This window comes from Arthrobacter sp. D2-10 (assembly GCF_054161285.1).
In genome coordinates, this window is record NZ_CP096431.1 from 76,821 (window position 1) to 89,670 (window position 12,850).

Here is a 12,850-nt window from a genome sequence, read left to right on the forward strand (position 1 = left end):
GCTGCATCCATAATGCAGGCATGGATGCAGCCTCAACTTCGCCGGAAGCGGAGCCGATACCCGCCCTCTGGCATTCGTTCTGCCAACTGCTGCCCGATGGGATTGAGCCGGTGTCCTGGACCGGTCCCCGCCGCTGGTGGGGAGGGCCGTTGGACGTGGAAGGACTCGCCCTCGGTTCCATGCAGGCGGCGGCCACCGCGCTCGCCGTGTGTTCCCCAGGCCGCGACGTCACCTTCACCTCAGCGGCGGTGGCCGCATGGTTCGACTCCTTCTCCCACCTTCGCATTGCGGGTTCGCCGATCCAGGGCTTCGGTCCGCTGTCGGGATTTCGCCGGGGCGCCGACGGGTGGGTCCGCATTCACGGGAACTACCCGCACCATGAACGTGCGCTGCTGGATGCACTCGCGGTGACCCGGGCCTCAGAGGTTGAGGCGGCTCTACGTGAGCTGCCGGTCGCCGTCATTGAGGACGCAGTTACCGGCCGGGGAGGGCTGGCTACAGCTGTCCGTACCCCGCAGGAGTGGGCCGCGATGCCGGCGGCGCAGGCTGTTGCGAATGAGCCGTGGATACGTTTCTCCACCGACCCCGCTCAGGTAGCGGAGGAACGCCGCGAGGGCAGCCTTCTGGAAGGTTTGCGTATCCTGGACCTCACCCGGGTCATCGCCGGACCGTCGGCCAGCAGGCTCCTGGGTGCGCTGGGCGCCGATGTTCTCCGCGTGGATCCGACCGCCCTTCCCGAGCTGGAGCACCAGCATGTCGAAACCGGGTTTGCCAAGCGGAGCGCCGTAGCGGATTTCGGAAACCGGGAACAGCTGGCTCGCGTGCGAATGCTCCTTCCTACGGCCGACGTGGTGCTCAACGCTTATCGCCCGGGAGCCCTGGACCGTTTTGGACTCGGCGTGGAGGCCTTGCGCACCGACTTCCCGGACCTGGCGGTGGTCTGCCTCGATGCCTGGGGCGATCACGGCCCGTGGGCGGGCCGCCGCGGGTTCGACAGTATTGTGCAGGCGGCAACCGGACTGGCCCATGTCTACGGCACCGGGGAAGGGCGCAAGTTCGCACCCGGTGCTCTTCCCGTCCAGGCACTCGATTACGCAACCGGGCTCGGGATGGCGGCCGCCGCCGTCGTACTCATGACTGCACGCCGTAGGGGAGTGACCGGATCCGCCCACCTCTCACTGGCGCGTACGGCTGCCGAGCTGCTGCGGATGCCGGCGACCGCGGGTCTGCTGCCGGTGGAGCTTGACCCGCCGCTGCAACGCATGATGAGCGACTACGGGGAACTGATTTTCGTGCCGCCGCCGTTGATGATTGATGGGCGGAAGGTTGAGTATCCTGATCCGCCGCAGCGTTACGGCAGCGCCGCTCTCGACTGGAAGTAGTCAGCCTGCCGGGGCTGTGGACTGGCGCGTGATGAGCGGACAGGGCACCAGGACGCGTTCGGTCCGGCGATCCCCGCCCTCGAGCTCATCAAGCACGCTGTTCACAGCGATGGCGCCGATCTCGGCATGGGGCAGGGCGACCGTGGTCAGAGCCGGCACAAGATTCGCGGCCACGTACTGCTGGTCGTCGTAGCCCACTACCGACAGCTGTTCCGGCACCTTGATGCCCGCAGCGGCGGCGTGCAGCAGGACGCCCGTGGCGACGCGATCGTTTGCGGCGAGGATTGCGGTGGGTCGGTCAGGTCCCTGGAGTACGGACTCGGCTGCGCGGTATCCCTGGTCAATGTCCCACCCGGTGACCACCACTCGCTGGTGGTGGCGATCCAATCCGGCGACCGTCATAGCGGCGCGGTAACCCTGCTCACGAAGGACGGCCGCATTCTGGTCATCGCCGCCCAGAAGGGCGATGCGCCTGTGCCCGAGGCCGAGGAGGAGTTCTGTCGCCCGTCGGCTCCCGGTGACTTCGTCGGGGACCACCGCGGGAAGAGTGTCCTCCGGGTCGAAGCAGTTGGCCAGCGCACTTGGCTGCGAGCGGAACAGTTCAGACGGGACGTAGGGCTTGAGGCCGCCGGTGGCATGAATCAATCCGTCCACGCGGCGGTGCTGCAGTGCTTCGATGGCGAGTTCATCACGGCCCGGGATGTGTTCGGTATCCACGACGAGGATCATGTACCCACGAGCCAGGGCGGCGTTGGTGGCACCGCTGACCAACCGGCCGGCGAAGGGGCTGGTGACGATCTCGTCCGTGACGATCCCCAGGGTGGCCGTCCGCTGGTTTCTCAAACTCACCGCCACCGGATTGGGTAGGTAGTTGAGCTCCTTGGCTGCAGCACGGATTCGCTCCTGCGCATCCTTCGAGACGTTGCCCTTGATGTTGCCGTTGAGCACCATCGACACGGCGGTCCGGGATACGCCGGCGACCTTGGCGACATCGAGCGCCGTCGCTTTGCGTGCTGCCATGGATCTCCTTCGCCGGATCGGTGCAGCCAGTCTAACTAATACGTGTCAGAGTGGTGGGCCGTCCTTGTTCCTTCCGCATCGAGTGCGCGCTGGTTGCGTCGAGTGGGCGCGTATGACGGCTTACCGCAGCGGACGTGGTCGCCAGCGCCCACTCGATGGGCTGGGCGTTCGGTGAAGGATGAGGGCCCGCGTCGAGTGGGCGCGTATGACGGCTTTGCGCAGCGGACGTGGTCGCCAGCGCCCACTCGATGGGATGGGCGTTCGGTGAAGAATGAGGGCCCGCGTCGAGTGGGCGCGTGTGACGCCTTTCCACAGCGGACGTGGTCGCCAGCGCCCACTCGATTCATGGAGTGCTCGAGAGGGTGGAATGCGTCCTGTGGACAACGTCTGCGCGCCCTGCCTCGACGGCAACATGGAACGGGTGAACTCCGCATCCATTCCCCTCCCCGGTCCGTTTTCCTTCACGGTCGACGAGGCCCTCGAGCGTGGGTTGCCATACAGCCGGCTTCGGCGCTCGGACCTCACCATTCCGAGCCGGGGCATCAGATCCGTCAACGGATCCGACCCATCGCTGCTCGACAGGGTGGCGCCCCTGACCCGGCTCGGCTGCCCGGATGCCGCCAGTCACGCGACCGCCGCGGGACTCTGGGGAATTTTGCTTCCGTTCCGTCTCGAGGAGGACGAGCGACTTCACCTCACCCGGTGGAAGGGCACAAACCGGGTGAGGCGGCCCGGCGTAGTCGGGCATCGCGCACCGCTGATGCCGAAGGACGTCGTCGAAATTTACGGTGCCTCAGTAACCTCCCCTGCCTGGACGTGGACCGACCTGGCCGCTGTCCTGTCTCTAGAGGAACTGGTCATCGCAGGCGATTCTCTTTTGCGGCGGCCCGACGCCCCGCGTCGCCAGTGCAGTCTCAACATTCCAGATCCACTTGCCACCCCGGCCCAGATCGCCGATGTCGTGGATCGGCGTCGAGGCTCGCGGGGGATACGGCGTGCACGGGAAGCGATGCCTCTTCTCCGACGCGGTGTGGATTCAGGACCCGAGTCCCGTCTGCGGCTACTGATCGTGGAGGCGGGACTACCCGAGCCGGAGGTCAACCAATGGGTACTCGACCAGAACGGACAGCGCGTCTCAAGACCCGATCAGATGTACCGGGAACTGCGCATTGCTATCGAGTACGAGGGCGAGCACCATCTGGTGGACGCCGACCAATGGCACCGCGATATCCGCCGGGACGAACGACTGCGCGAGATGGGATGGACAGTGCTGCGCTTCACGAAGAAGGACCTTGAGCCGGGCAGGGAGCGGTCAACGGTTGCCCGAATCAGGGCCACGATGACCAGAGCCGGTGCATCGACCGGGCGCCCATAACGGATTTCAGCGAACGACGTGGTTCCCAGCGCCCACCCGATGAGGAGGATCGGGGTGAGGATGGGGTGGTTCCCAGCGCCCACTCGATGAGGAGGATCGGGGTGGGGGCGGGGTGGTTCTCAGCGCCCACTCGATGGGGAGGATGGTCAGAGGCGCCCTAGTGCCTGCGCCTGCCGGGCGGTACGTTGGGAAGACCCGTCAACGAAAGGTTGTGACATGAGCGATAACCCCACAAGCGACGAGCTCGACGAAACCGACGACGAAGTTCTGGAAAAGGACGCCGAGCGCGCCGCCGGCACGTCAAGTTCCCTCGATGAGGGCGGCTATGGCGGTCCCGGTCCCGAAAGCGAGACAGGCGACGACGACGGCACCTGATACTTCTCATCCATTACGACGACGGCGCCCTCCCGCGAAGGGGGGCGCCGTCGTCGTTATGGGTAGGGGTTAGCGGACGCCGCTCATCATCTTCTTGATGGCGGGAGTCGCGAGGGCAAGGGCAATGCCAAGCACGATCGCAGTGATGCCGCTGAAGGAGAAGTACGGCACCTCATTGTCCTGGTTGTAGTACCCGGCGAGGATGCCGGCGAGGGTCGTTCCCAATGAGATCGAGAGGAAGAACAGCGCCACCATCTGCGTCCGGAAGACGCTGGGGGCCAGCTTAGTCGCCACGGACAGGCCGATCGGCGACAGGAACAGTTCCGCCCAAGTGAAGAACAGCAGAATGACCACGAGCGCGATCAGCGGGGTGCTGTTGGGACCACCACCGGAGAACGGGATGAAGAGCAGGAACGCAACGCCCATGAACACGAGGCCGAGCGCGAACTTCAGCGGCGAGGACGGCTGACGGCTGCCGAGCTTGGTCCACAGCGCAGCGAAAACTGCGGCGAAGATGATGATGAAGATCGGGTTGATCGACTGCACGAAGCTCGGGGGCATGGTCCACCCGAACAGATTGCGGTCGAGGCTGCGGTCCGCGTAGATCGCGACGACGGTGAACTGCTGCTGGAAGAGCGCCCAAAAGGCAGCACTCGCGATGAACAGGGGGATGAAGGAGTACACCCGCTTGCGCTCGATGGCCGTGACGCGCTTGCTGCGCAGGATCACCACGAAGTAGGCGATCGATGCCGCAATTGCCAGATATGCCATGGTCTGGGCGAGGTTGGCCGGGGTGACGAGGCCGGTCGCGAAGGCCAGAACAATAACGACGACCGCGCCAACGGCGATCAGGCCGAACCGGCCCAGCCGCCCGGACGGCAGCGGATTGGTCACCGCGTGGGCCGTGTCCGGCAGGTTCTTCCGGGTCAGCGCGTACTGCACCAGACCGATGGCCATGCCGATGGCTGCCAGACCGAATCCGTAGTGGAAGCCGAGTTCCGTCCAGGCGAGCCCCGTCAGCAGCGGGCCGATGAGGGCGCCGATGTTGATGCCCATGTAGAAGATGGAGAAGCCGGCATCACGTCGTTCGTCGCCCTCGGCATACAGGGTCCCGACCAGCGAGGTTGCATTGGCTTTCAGTCCACCGGAGCCCACTCCGACGAGGACCAGGCCGACGGCCAGGCCGAGCCCGCCCGGAAGCAGGGCCAGGGCGATGTGACCGCACATGATCATGATCGCCGAATAGAAGAGGACCTTCTCGGAACCCAGGACGCGGTCTGCAAGCCACGCTCCCAGGATGGTGGAGAGATAGACGCCACCGCCGTAGGCGCCGACCAGGCCGGTGGCGATTCCCTGGTCAATCCCGAGGCCGCCGTCGGCCACCGAGTAGTACATGTAGTAGAGGAGAATGCCCTGCATGCCGTAGAAGGAAAAGCGCTCCCAGAGTTCTACGCTGAACAGGTTTGCAAGCATCCGGGGATGACCCAGGAACGTCTTGTCCGCCACTGTGGCTGTTTGGTTGTGAGTTGTGCTCATTTACTCCATAGTGCCAGTCACATTTCGGACTGTCATATTCAAAGCGTCCTTAACCAGTTATGCTGATCGGTTTTGGATGGGTGCGGAAATGGTGCTCCAGCTGGGCGGAGACGTTAAGCAGATACGCCTCGGCGCTTGGCCCGCCGATGAGCTGGATACTCATTGATAACCCGCCGGCAGTGGTGTAAACCGGCACCGAGATGGCGGGCAACCCGCACACGTTCACCATCGAGGTATACGGCGAATACTGGCACTGGCGCATGTAGTCGGTGTCCGCATCGGCATCGGTGTACCAGCCGATGGGCCGGGGAGTCATGCCCAGCGCCGGTGTGGCGATGAAGTCAAATGCCGAATACTGCTCGATCGTGTCCTGCTCGAACTGCCTGAGGATATCGACGGCGGCGGCCAGGTCCGCTGCCGATCTGCCCTGTGCACGGTGCCGCAGCGTCCGTGCAAGTGTTGTGAGGTCCTTCTCACGGGCAGCGGGGATGCGCGCGACGGCGAGACCGGCGGTCCATACCGACTGGAAAGCCTCGTGATAGCGCCCGTCGTAGTGCAGGTCCGCTTCAACGACGTCGTGTCCCACAGCGACCAGTGCTCGCACGCCCGCGTCGAAGGCGGCACGCGCATCGTCGTCGAGCTCAATCGGGAAGGCCGCCGCGAAGGGTGAGAGATCGCTCACACCGATGCGGAACTTCCCCTCAGCACGGAGGGCCGCATCGAGGAAGGGGCCATGGGCGGCTGCGCTCGTCGCGTGGTAGTTCGGCTCATCAACCATCGCATCGAGCAGCAGGGCGGCGTCCGTCGTCGTGCGCGCAAGCGGTCCGGCAACCACAAACTGTCCCAGATCGCTCTGACCGGACCCGGACGGAACCCGGCCGCGGTTGGGCTTGAGGCCGATCAGCCCCGTTGCCGCAGCGGGGATCCGTACTGAGCCGCCGCCGTCGGTGCCCGGCGCCAGCGGGATCATGCCGGCTGCGACGGCCGCGGCACTTCCACCCGACGAGCCCCCCGAGCTCAATGCGGGATCCAGCGGGTTCCGCGACGGCGGCGCGATCAGGTTCTCGCTGTAACAGCTCAGTCCGAACTCGGGCACCTGCGTCTTCCCCACGCAGATGGCGCCCGCGCGGCGCAGCACGGACACGAGCGGGGAGTCCGTAGCGGCGACCGAATGCTGCAGCGCCGCACTTCCGTGGGTGGTCACCACACCGACGACGTCGGCAAGATCCTTATGGGCGAGAGGCAGGCCGTGAAGCAGGGGCAGGTCATGACCTGCGGCCTGCCGCCGGTCAGCTGCGGCAGCTTCGGCCAGCGCCGCATCGGCGGTCACGGTGATGAAAGCTCCCAGAGCGGGATTCAGTGCCTCGATCCGGTCCAGGTAGTGCTCTGTCAGTTCCCGCGAGCTCAACTTCCCCTGTCGAAGATGGCTGACTTGCTCGAGGGCGGTCAGCTCGTGGAGGGAGCTCATGGGCACCTTTCGTTAGCTGTGGGATGAGTCCGGTCCCACTATAGGCTTGGATGCAGTCCGCAGAATCGGGTGAGCGACAGGAGCGGGGCGGTATGACCAACAGTGAGAATGTGTCCATCGAGGCAATCAGCGAGGACACCGTCGTTCTGGACGTCCGGGAGGACTACGAGTGGGAAGCCGGGCACATCGAGGGTGCGCGGCACATCCCGGTGAATGATCTCCCCGCACGGATCGACGAGCTGGACCCTGACGAGGACCTGCATGTCATTTGCCGCACGGGCGGCCGCTCCTACCGGGTGACGGAATGGCTGGTCGCCAACGGCTACTCGGCGGTGAACGTCGTCGGCGGTATGGATGCGTGGATTGAGGCATCCAGGCCGATGGTTTCCGAGACGGGCAAGGAGCCGCGCGTCCTATGAGTTCGTACGCCTATCTAGGCCCTGAGGGAACGTTCACAGAGGCCGCACTGCTTCAGGTTCCCGGCGCGGAGAACGCGGAACGGGTCCCCGCGACCACGGTGAATGCGGCCCTCGACATGGTGCGCTCCGGTCGGGTAAAAGCTGCAATGGTTCCGATCGAAAACTCCGTGGAGGGCGGAGTTTCGGCAACGCTGGACGCCATTGCGCAGGGCGAGCAGCTTCGCATCATCCGTGAGGTGCTCGTACCGATTTCCTTCGTCCTGGTCGGCAAGCCCGGCATGGAACTCGCTGCCATCCGGTTCGTCGCAACCCACGGCCATGCCTGGGCGCAGTGCAGGGGGTGGACGGAGAAGAACATTCCCGCGGCGGAATACATACCCGCATCCTCCACCGCTGCAGCAGCACACGAGCTGCTTGACGACGGCGCCGACCATGATGCAGCGATCTGCTCTCCACTGGTTGCCAGCCGCCTTGGATTGACGGTGCTCGCTGAGCACATCGGCGACGTTGCCGACGCCGTGACCCGCTTCATCCTGGTCAGCAAGCCTGACTTCCTGCCTGAGCGGACCGGGGCGGACAAAACGACGCTGGTTATCCCCCTGCCGGAGGACCATCCCGGCGCCCTGATGGAAATCCTCGACCAGTTCGCCGCCCGCGGCGTCAACCTCAGCAGGATCGAGTCCCGACCCACGGGGCTCTTCCTGGGCGACTATTTCTTCAGCATCGACGCGGACGGCCATATCGCCGACGCCCGGGTGGCTGATGCACTTCAGGGCCTACACCGGATCAGTCCGGGTCTTCGTTTCCTCGGTTCTTATGCCCGTGCGGACCGCAGAGAGTACGAGGTGGCCAGACACACCTCCGATCAGGCGTTCGAGGCGGCGCAAGGCTGGGTCCGATCCATCCTGGTCTCCCCCGCAGCAGGCTCCGAGGACATAGGCTAGGGCATTCTTTCCGGGCAACAAGAGGAGACGGCGTGCCGCGACTCAGACGCAGTGACTGTAACAAGCCCGGCTATACGCGCCGTCGTCATGGGAAGGGCTTCAGCTACCGGGACCAGCACGGGGAGCCGTTGACTCCTGATGATCTGGCCCGGATCCGGGAGCTTGTCATTCCCCCGGCTTGGCGGGACGTCTGGATCAGTCCATACCCCAATGGGCATATACAGGCGGTGGGAACGGACGACGCCGGGAGGCGCCAGTACATCTACCATCCCGCCTGGCGTGAGAAAAAGGACCGGGAAAAGTTTGACCGTGCCCTGAACTTCGGCGAGCGGTTGCCCAGCGCACGTCGGGTCATCACCCAGCATCTTCGGAGCGATGGTAGCGGCAAGGAACGCGCGTTCGCGGCTGCACTGCGAATCGTGGACTCCGGTGCGCTGCGCATCGGCTCGGCGCAGTACGCTGCCGAGAACGGCTCCTTCGGGGTAACGACCCTACGAGTGGACCACGTAACCATCAGCGGTCCGCTGATCACCCTGCAGTTTCCGGGCAAGAGCGGACAGCAGTGGGATACGACGATAGAAGACCCGGACCTCGCCGCGGCGCTGGAACCGATGATGTCCAGGGAGGACGCAGACACCATGCTGGCGTATCGAATGCCGGACGGATCCTGGCATTCAGTCGATGCCTCCCAGCTCAACGAGTTCCTCCGCCAGGTCACGGGCGGGGGCTTCACGGCGAAGGATTTCCGCACCTGGCAGGCAACCGTCGTGGCTTCCATGGAACTCGCCCGGATGGACCTGGGCGCCACCAGCCGCACTGCGCGGCAGAAGGCTGTTGCAGCGACCATGCGCTCAGTCGCGGACCATTTGGGCAACACTCCGGCGGTCGCGCGGAGCTCGTACGTTGATCCCCGCATCGTGGACCGCTTCATGTCAGGGGAGGTCATCCCTGTGGCGAGCTACTCAGCGTCGGAGAAGGCTGTTCGCGAGCTGCTTAATGACTAGGAATCCTTTCGCCACGCCCAGATGCTAAGTAGGCTGATGGTGAGCGCCCGGCCAGGGGCGCGACCCTTGATGAAAGGCAGGCACCATGAGCGAGCAGCCACACAACAGCGAGGTCAACCCGAACGAGGGTGACGGAGCAACCTCCGACCCGAACTGGCACGGCGACGCCGGAGACCAGGGGAATGACCTTCGCTTCGCGGAGGAACAGCAGTTGATCAACAGTCAGGCGCAGAACGCCGATGCTGTCGGAGATGCCTCAGCGGGGGTTACCGGAGGCTACACCGGCGCCCAGCGTGCGGACGGCGTGGGGGAGTACACCGAGGGCGGGGACCAGCTCGATGAGGGTGAGTACACCGACGTCGACGGCACTACAGACGCCGGCTCCGACCTCGAGGGCGAATACACGGATGTCGACTCCGTGCCATCCCTTCAGGAGGGCGGGGACGACGCAGAAGGCACTGACCGCCGCTAGCGGACCCGCTACTCCTTCAGGGAATCGCTGAACATTCCTGCTGATGGTCCGGTTGCCCTCCCGGGGACCCGGACCATCAGTGCGCCTGGGACGACTCCGACGCTGAGCGACGTGACATCACCGGAGGTGTCTCCGTCCAGCTGCGTGCCTGTTGCCTCGGATACGCGGACCTCCACGTGCTTCACCCGGTGGTAGCTGATAACGGGGATGGGGCCCGGATGGCGGAACAGGATTTTCCCGGCCACCCATAGCCATCCGAGCATGCTGCGCGGACTGGTGATCACTATGTCCAAGTAGCCGTCGTCGATCGTGGCATCCGGTATGAACGTGATCCCGCCCGGGAGCCGGGCACAATTGGCGAAGAGGACGCTGTGGACCTTGCGTGTCTGCGCAGGTTCTCCATCAAGGCTGATCGACATGCGCTGACGCTTGCCGGGCAGGCTCCGTACCCCTGCCTCGCTGTAAGCCAGCCAGCCGAATTTCCGCTTCAGGGTGTCCTTGGTCGCCGCGACGACTACGGCGTCGAGGCCGACGCCGCCCATCACCAGGAACGTATGGTCGCCGCTGACTCCGGTCCGCTCGTTGTGCAGCTGCACGCGGCCCATGTCGATCCGCCGCACCGCCCCGTGGAGTGCCTGCCGTACGCTGCGGGGGACATCGTTGACGGCGATGCCGAGGTTGCGCGCCAGCAGGTTTCCGGTCCCCAGCGGCAGCAGTCCCAATGCGGCACCGCTGTGCACCAGGGCGGACGCCACGGCACGAACTGTGCCGTCCCCACCTCCGGCGATCACGACGTCGCACCCCTCCTCGACCGCGCGTCTCGCCTGGGCTTCACCGGGCTCCTCCACCGTGGTCTCCAGGATCAGGGGCGGATCCCAGCCCGCATCGGAACAGGCCTGCTCGACCTGTTCGCGTGCAAGGGGCGCGCTCAGCTTCACCGGGTTGAGGACCAGCGCCACCCGCTGACGCTCACCGGTCGGCTGGACCGCCGCACGCGGCTCGTCCCAGTGAGGCGCCCGTTCGCGGCGCAGTTTTCCTACTCCCCACCAGCTGAAAGCTGACGCGGCCGCGGCAACAACCGCAAGGGCGACGATGATCCACTCGAGGGGCATGATTCCCCAGACTATCCTTCAGCGCCCGGGTGCGGGCGCCCGGGTGGCGTTCGGTACTCTTGGGTGGTGATCGACGTAAACGAACTCCGCGACAATCCCGAAAAGTTCCGCCTTTCGCAGCGTTCGCGAAAGGCGGATGAGTCTCTGGTGGATGCTCTGATCGCGGCAGATTCCCGCCGCCGAGAGGCAGTCACCAGCGCGGAGTCGCTTCGCGCCGAACAGAACACCTTCAGTAAGCGGGTCGCGAAGGCACAGGGCGATGAGAAGCAGGCTCTCCTCGCAGAGGTCAAGGAATTGGCAGCATCGGTGAAAGCTGCAGCCGCAGAGGCTGAAGCGGCGAAGTCGGAGGCCGAGTCCCTGCTTCGCCGGCTTCCCAACGCCATTCTCGACGGCGTGCCGGCCGGCGGCGAGGACGATTTCGTCGTCGTGAAGACGGTGGGGGAGAAGCGGGAGTTCGACTTCGAACCCCGGGACCACCTCGAGATCGGTGAGCTCATCGGCGCCATCGACATGGAACGGGGCGCCAAGGTCTCAGGCTCGCGGTTCTACTTCCTCAAAGGCGTAGGCGCGCGGCTTGAGCTCGCCCTCCTGAACATGGCCATGGACCAGGCGGTTGCAGCCGGATTCACGCCGATGATCACACCCACGCTGGTGCGTCCGGAGACGATGCAGGGCACCGGGTTCGACGTCGCCCACGACGCCGAGATCTACCGGCTGCCGGAAGATGACCTTTACCTCACCGGGACTTCCGAGGTAGCGCTGGCCGGATACCACTCGGACGAGATCCTCGACCTTTCGGCAGGACCGCTGCGCTATGCCGGTTGGTCATCCTGCTACCGCAGGGAAGCGGGATCGCATGGCAAGGACACCCGTGGGATCATCCGGGTGCATCAGTTCAACAAGGTGGAGATGTTCTCCTACACCACCGTCGAGGAGTCGCACGCGGAGCACGAGCGCATGCTCGCCTGGGAGGAGGAGATGCTCGCCAAGGTCGAGCTGCCCTATCGGGTCATCGACACCGCCGCCGGCGATCTCGGGATGTCAGCGGCCCGGAAGTTCGACTGTGAAGCGTGGGTGCCGACGCAGAATGCCTACCGCGAGTTGACGTCCACGTCCAACTGCACGAGCTTCCAGGCGCGGCGGCTGAACATCCGCGAACGAGTTCCGGGCGCGAAGTCCACGCGTGCCGTGGCGACGCTGAACGGTACGCTCGCAACCACGCGGTGGATCGTTGCCATCCTTGAGCACCACCAGAACCCGGACGGGTCGGTGACAGTGCCCGCAGCGCTGCGTCCTTACCTCGGCGGACTCGAGGTCCTGCCGGTCCTGTAGGCCGGACTCAACCCAGCTCGGCATCAATCAGTGCGGCCGGCGCCGAGATCACCGGCCACGCGCCCTCAGAGCTGTTGCCCAGCACGCTTACCGTAGTGCTCGTTTCGGTGAGGTGCGTTGACCGGAACGAGGCCCCTGCGCAGGAAGCCGGTGTCCTCCAAGCCGGCCGGTTCCAGAACGTGCTGGCGCACGACCTCGTGGAAGGTTTGGCCGGTGATCCGTTCCAGGATGAGCGCCAGCACCATGTAGCTACCGTTGCAGTACTCGAAACGCTCGCTGGTGAATGCCTTCTTCGCCACCGCCTCGTCGAGTATCTGTTCATCGACCTGCATGCCGGCACCCCGTTCCGTAACCGCGCATTTGCCCAGTTGTGATCAAAAACCTACCCGCGATTACCGGGTTTCTGGTTCA

At 65.1% G+C, this 12,850-nt stretch carries 13 protein-coding genes; 8 read left to right on the plus strand and 5 right to left on the minus strand.

Annotation, left to right across the window (positions count from 1 at the left end):
• The first annotated feature begins 20 nt into the window (after window positions 1-20).
• Entirely contained in the window at window positions 21-1,382 is a 1,362-nt protein-coding gene (locus M1D74_RS00410) for a CoA transferase (RefSeq protein ID WP_458116135.1), read from the plus strand.
• On the opposite strand, the gene M1D74_RS00415 is transcribed toward M1D74_RS00410, so the two are convergent.
• Window positions 1,383-2,402, minus strand: coding sequence for a LacI family DNA-binding transcriptional regulator (locus tag M1D74_RS00415; RefSeq protein WP_458116136.1), 1,020 nt, complete (start codon window positions 2,400-2,402; stop codon window positions 1,383-1,385).
• A 421-nt stretch (window positions 2,403-2,823) separates the two neighbouring features.
• Between M1D74_RS00415 and M1D74_RS00420 the strand changes: the two genes are divergently transcribed.
• Together M1D74_RS00420 and M1D74_RS00425 are read left to right on the plus strand one after the other, a co-directional pair.
• Window positions 2,824-3,777: an endonuclease domain-containing protein gene (locus M1D74_RS00420; RefSeq protein WP_458116137.1), complete on the plus strand. Its 954-nt coding sequence runs from the start codon at window positions 2,824-2,826 to the stop codon at window positions 3,775-3,777.
• Between the two features lie 216 nt (window positions 3,778-3,993).
• Window positions 3,994-4,152, plus strand: a complete 159-nt coding sequence (locus tag M1D74_RS00425; protein ID WP_309070128.1) for a hypothetical protein — start codon at window positions 3,994-3,996, stop codon at window positions 4,150-4,152.
• A 69-nt stretch (window positions 4,153-4,221) separates the two neighbouring features.
• Here M1D74_RS00425 and M1D74_RS00430 read toward each other — a convergent pair whose 3' ends face one another.
• Complete coding sequence (locus tag M1D74_RS00430) at window positions 4,222-5,688, minus strand: peptide MFS transporter (protein WP_309070127.1); 1,467 nt, start codon at window positions 5,686-5,688, stop codon at window positions 4,222-4,224.
• A gap of 49 nt (window positions 5,689-5,737) precedes the next feature.
• On the minus strand, window positions 5,738-7,156 hold the full coding sequence (locus M1D74_RS00435) for an amidase (RefSeq protein WP_458116138.1): 1,419 nt from the start codon (window positions 7,154-7,156) through the stop codon (window positions 5,738-5,740).
• A gap of 92 nt (window positions 7,157-7,248) precedes the next feature.
• Between M1D74_RS00435 and M1D74_RS00440 the strand changes: the two genes are divergently transcribed.
• The 4 genes from M1D74_RS00440 to M1D74_RS00455 all read left to right on the plus strand — a co-directional run bounded on the left by M1D74_RS00440 (window position 7,249) and on the right by M1D74_RS00455 (window position 9,995).
• Window positions 7,249-7,575 (plus strand): rhodanese-like domain-containing protein, encoded by a 327-nt coding sequence (locus M1D74_RS00440; protein WP_309070125.1) that lies wholly within the window; start codon window positions 7,249-7,251, stop codon window positions 7,573-7,575.
• On the plus strand, window positions 7,572-8,519 hold the full coding sequence (pheA, locus tag M1D74_RS00445) for a prephenate dehydratase (RefSeq protein ID WP_309070124.1): 948 nt from the start codon (window positions 7,572-7,574) through the stop codon (window positions 8,517-8,519). Before M1D74_RS00440 ends, pheA begins: the two co-directional genes overlap by 4 nt.
• A gap of 32 nt (window positions 8,520-8,551) precedes the next feature.
• The gene (locus M1D74_RS00450) at window positions 8,552-9,523 is read left to right on the plus strand and encodes a DNA topoisomerase IB (protein WP_458116139.1); all 972 of its coding nucleotides are present in this window, start codon (window positions 8,552-8,554) and stop codon (window positions 9,521-9,523) included.
• An 85-nt stretch (window positions 9,524-9,608) separates the two neighbouring features.
• Window positions 9,609-9,995, plus strand: a complete 387-nt coding sequence (locus M1D74_RS00455) for a hypothetical protein (RefSeq protein WP_458116140.1) — start codon at window positions 9,609-9,611, stop codon at window positions 9,993-9,995.
• An 8-nt stretch (window positions 9,996-10,003) separates the two neighbouring features.
• Here the strand turns inward: M1D74_RS00455 and M1D74_RS00460 are convergent, their stop codons facing one another.
• Window positions 10,004-11,107, minus strand: coding sequence for a diacylglycerol/lipid kinase family protein (locus M1D74_RS00460; RefSeq protein WP_458116141.1), 1,104 nt, complete (start codon window positions 11,105-11,107; stop codon window positions 10,004-10,006).
• A 66-nt stretch (window positions 11,108-11,173) separates the two neighbouring features.
• Between M1D74_RS00460 and serS the strand changes: the two genes are divergently transcribed.
• Window positions 11,174-12,439 carry a serine--tRNA ligase gene (gene serS, locus M1D74_RS00465; RefSeq protein WP_309070120.1) on the plus strand — a complete coding sequence of 422 codons (1,266 nt, stop codon included), beginning with the start codon at window positions 11,174-11,176 and terminating at the stop codon, window positions 12,437-12,439.
• 65 nt (window positions 12,440-12,504) lie between these two features.
• Here serS and M1D74_RS00470 read toward each other — a convergent pair whose 3' ends face one another.
• Window positions 12,505-12,771 (minus strand): serine hydrolase, encoded by a 267-nt coding sequence (locus M1D74_RS00470; protein ID WP_458116142.1) that lies wholly within the window; start codon window positions 12,769-12,771, stop codon window positions 12,505-12,507.
• Window positions 12,772-12,850 lie beyond the last annotated feature (79 nt).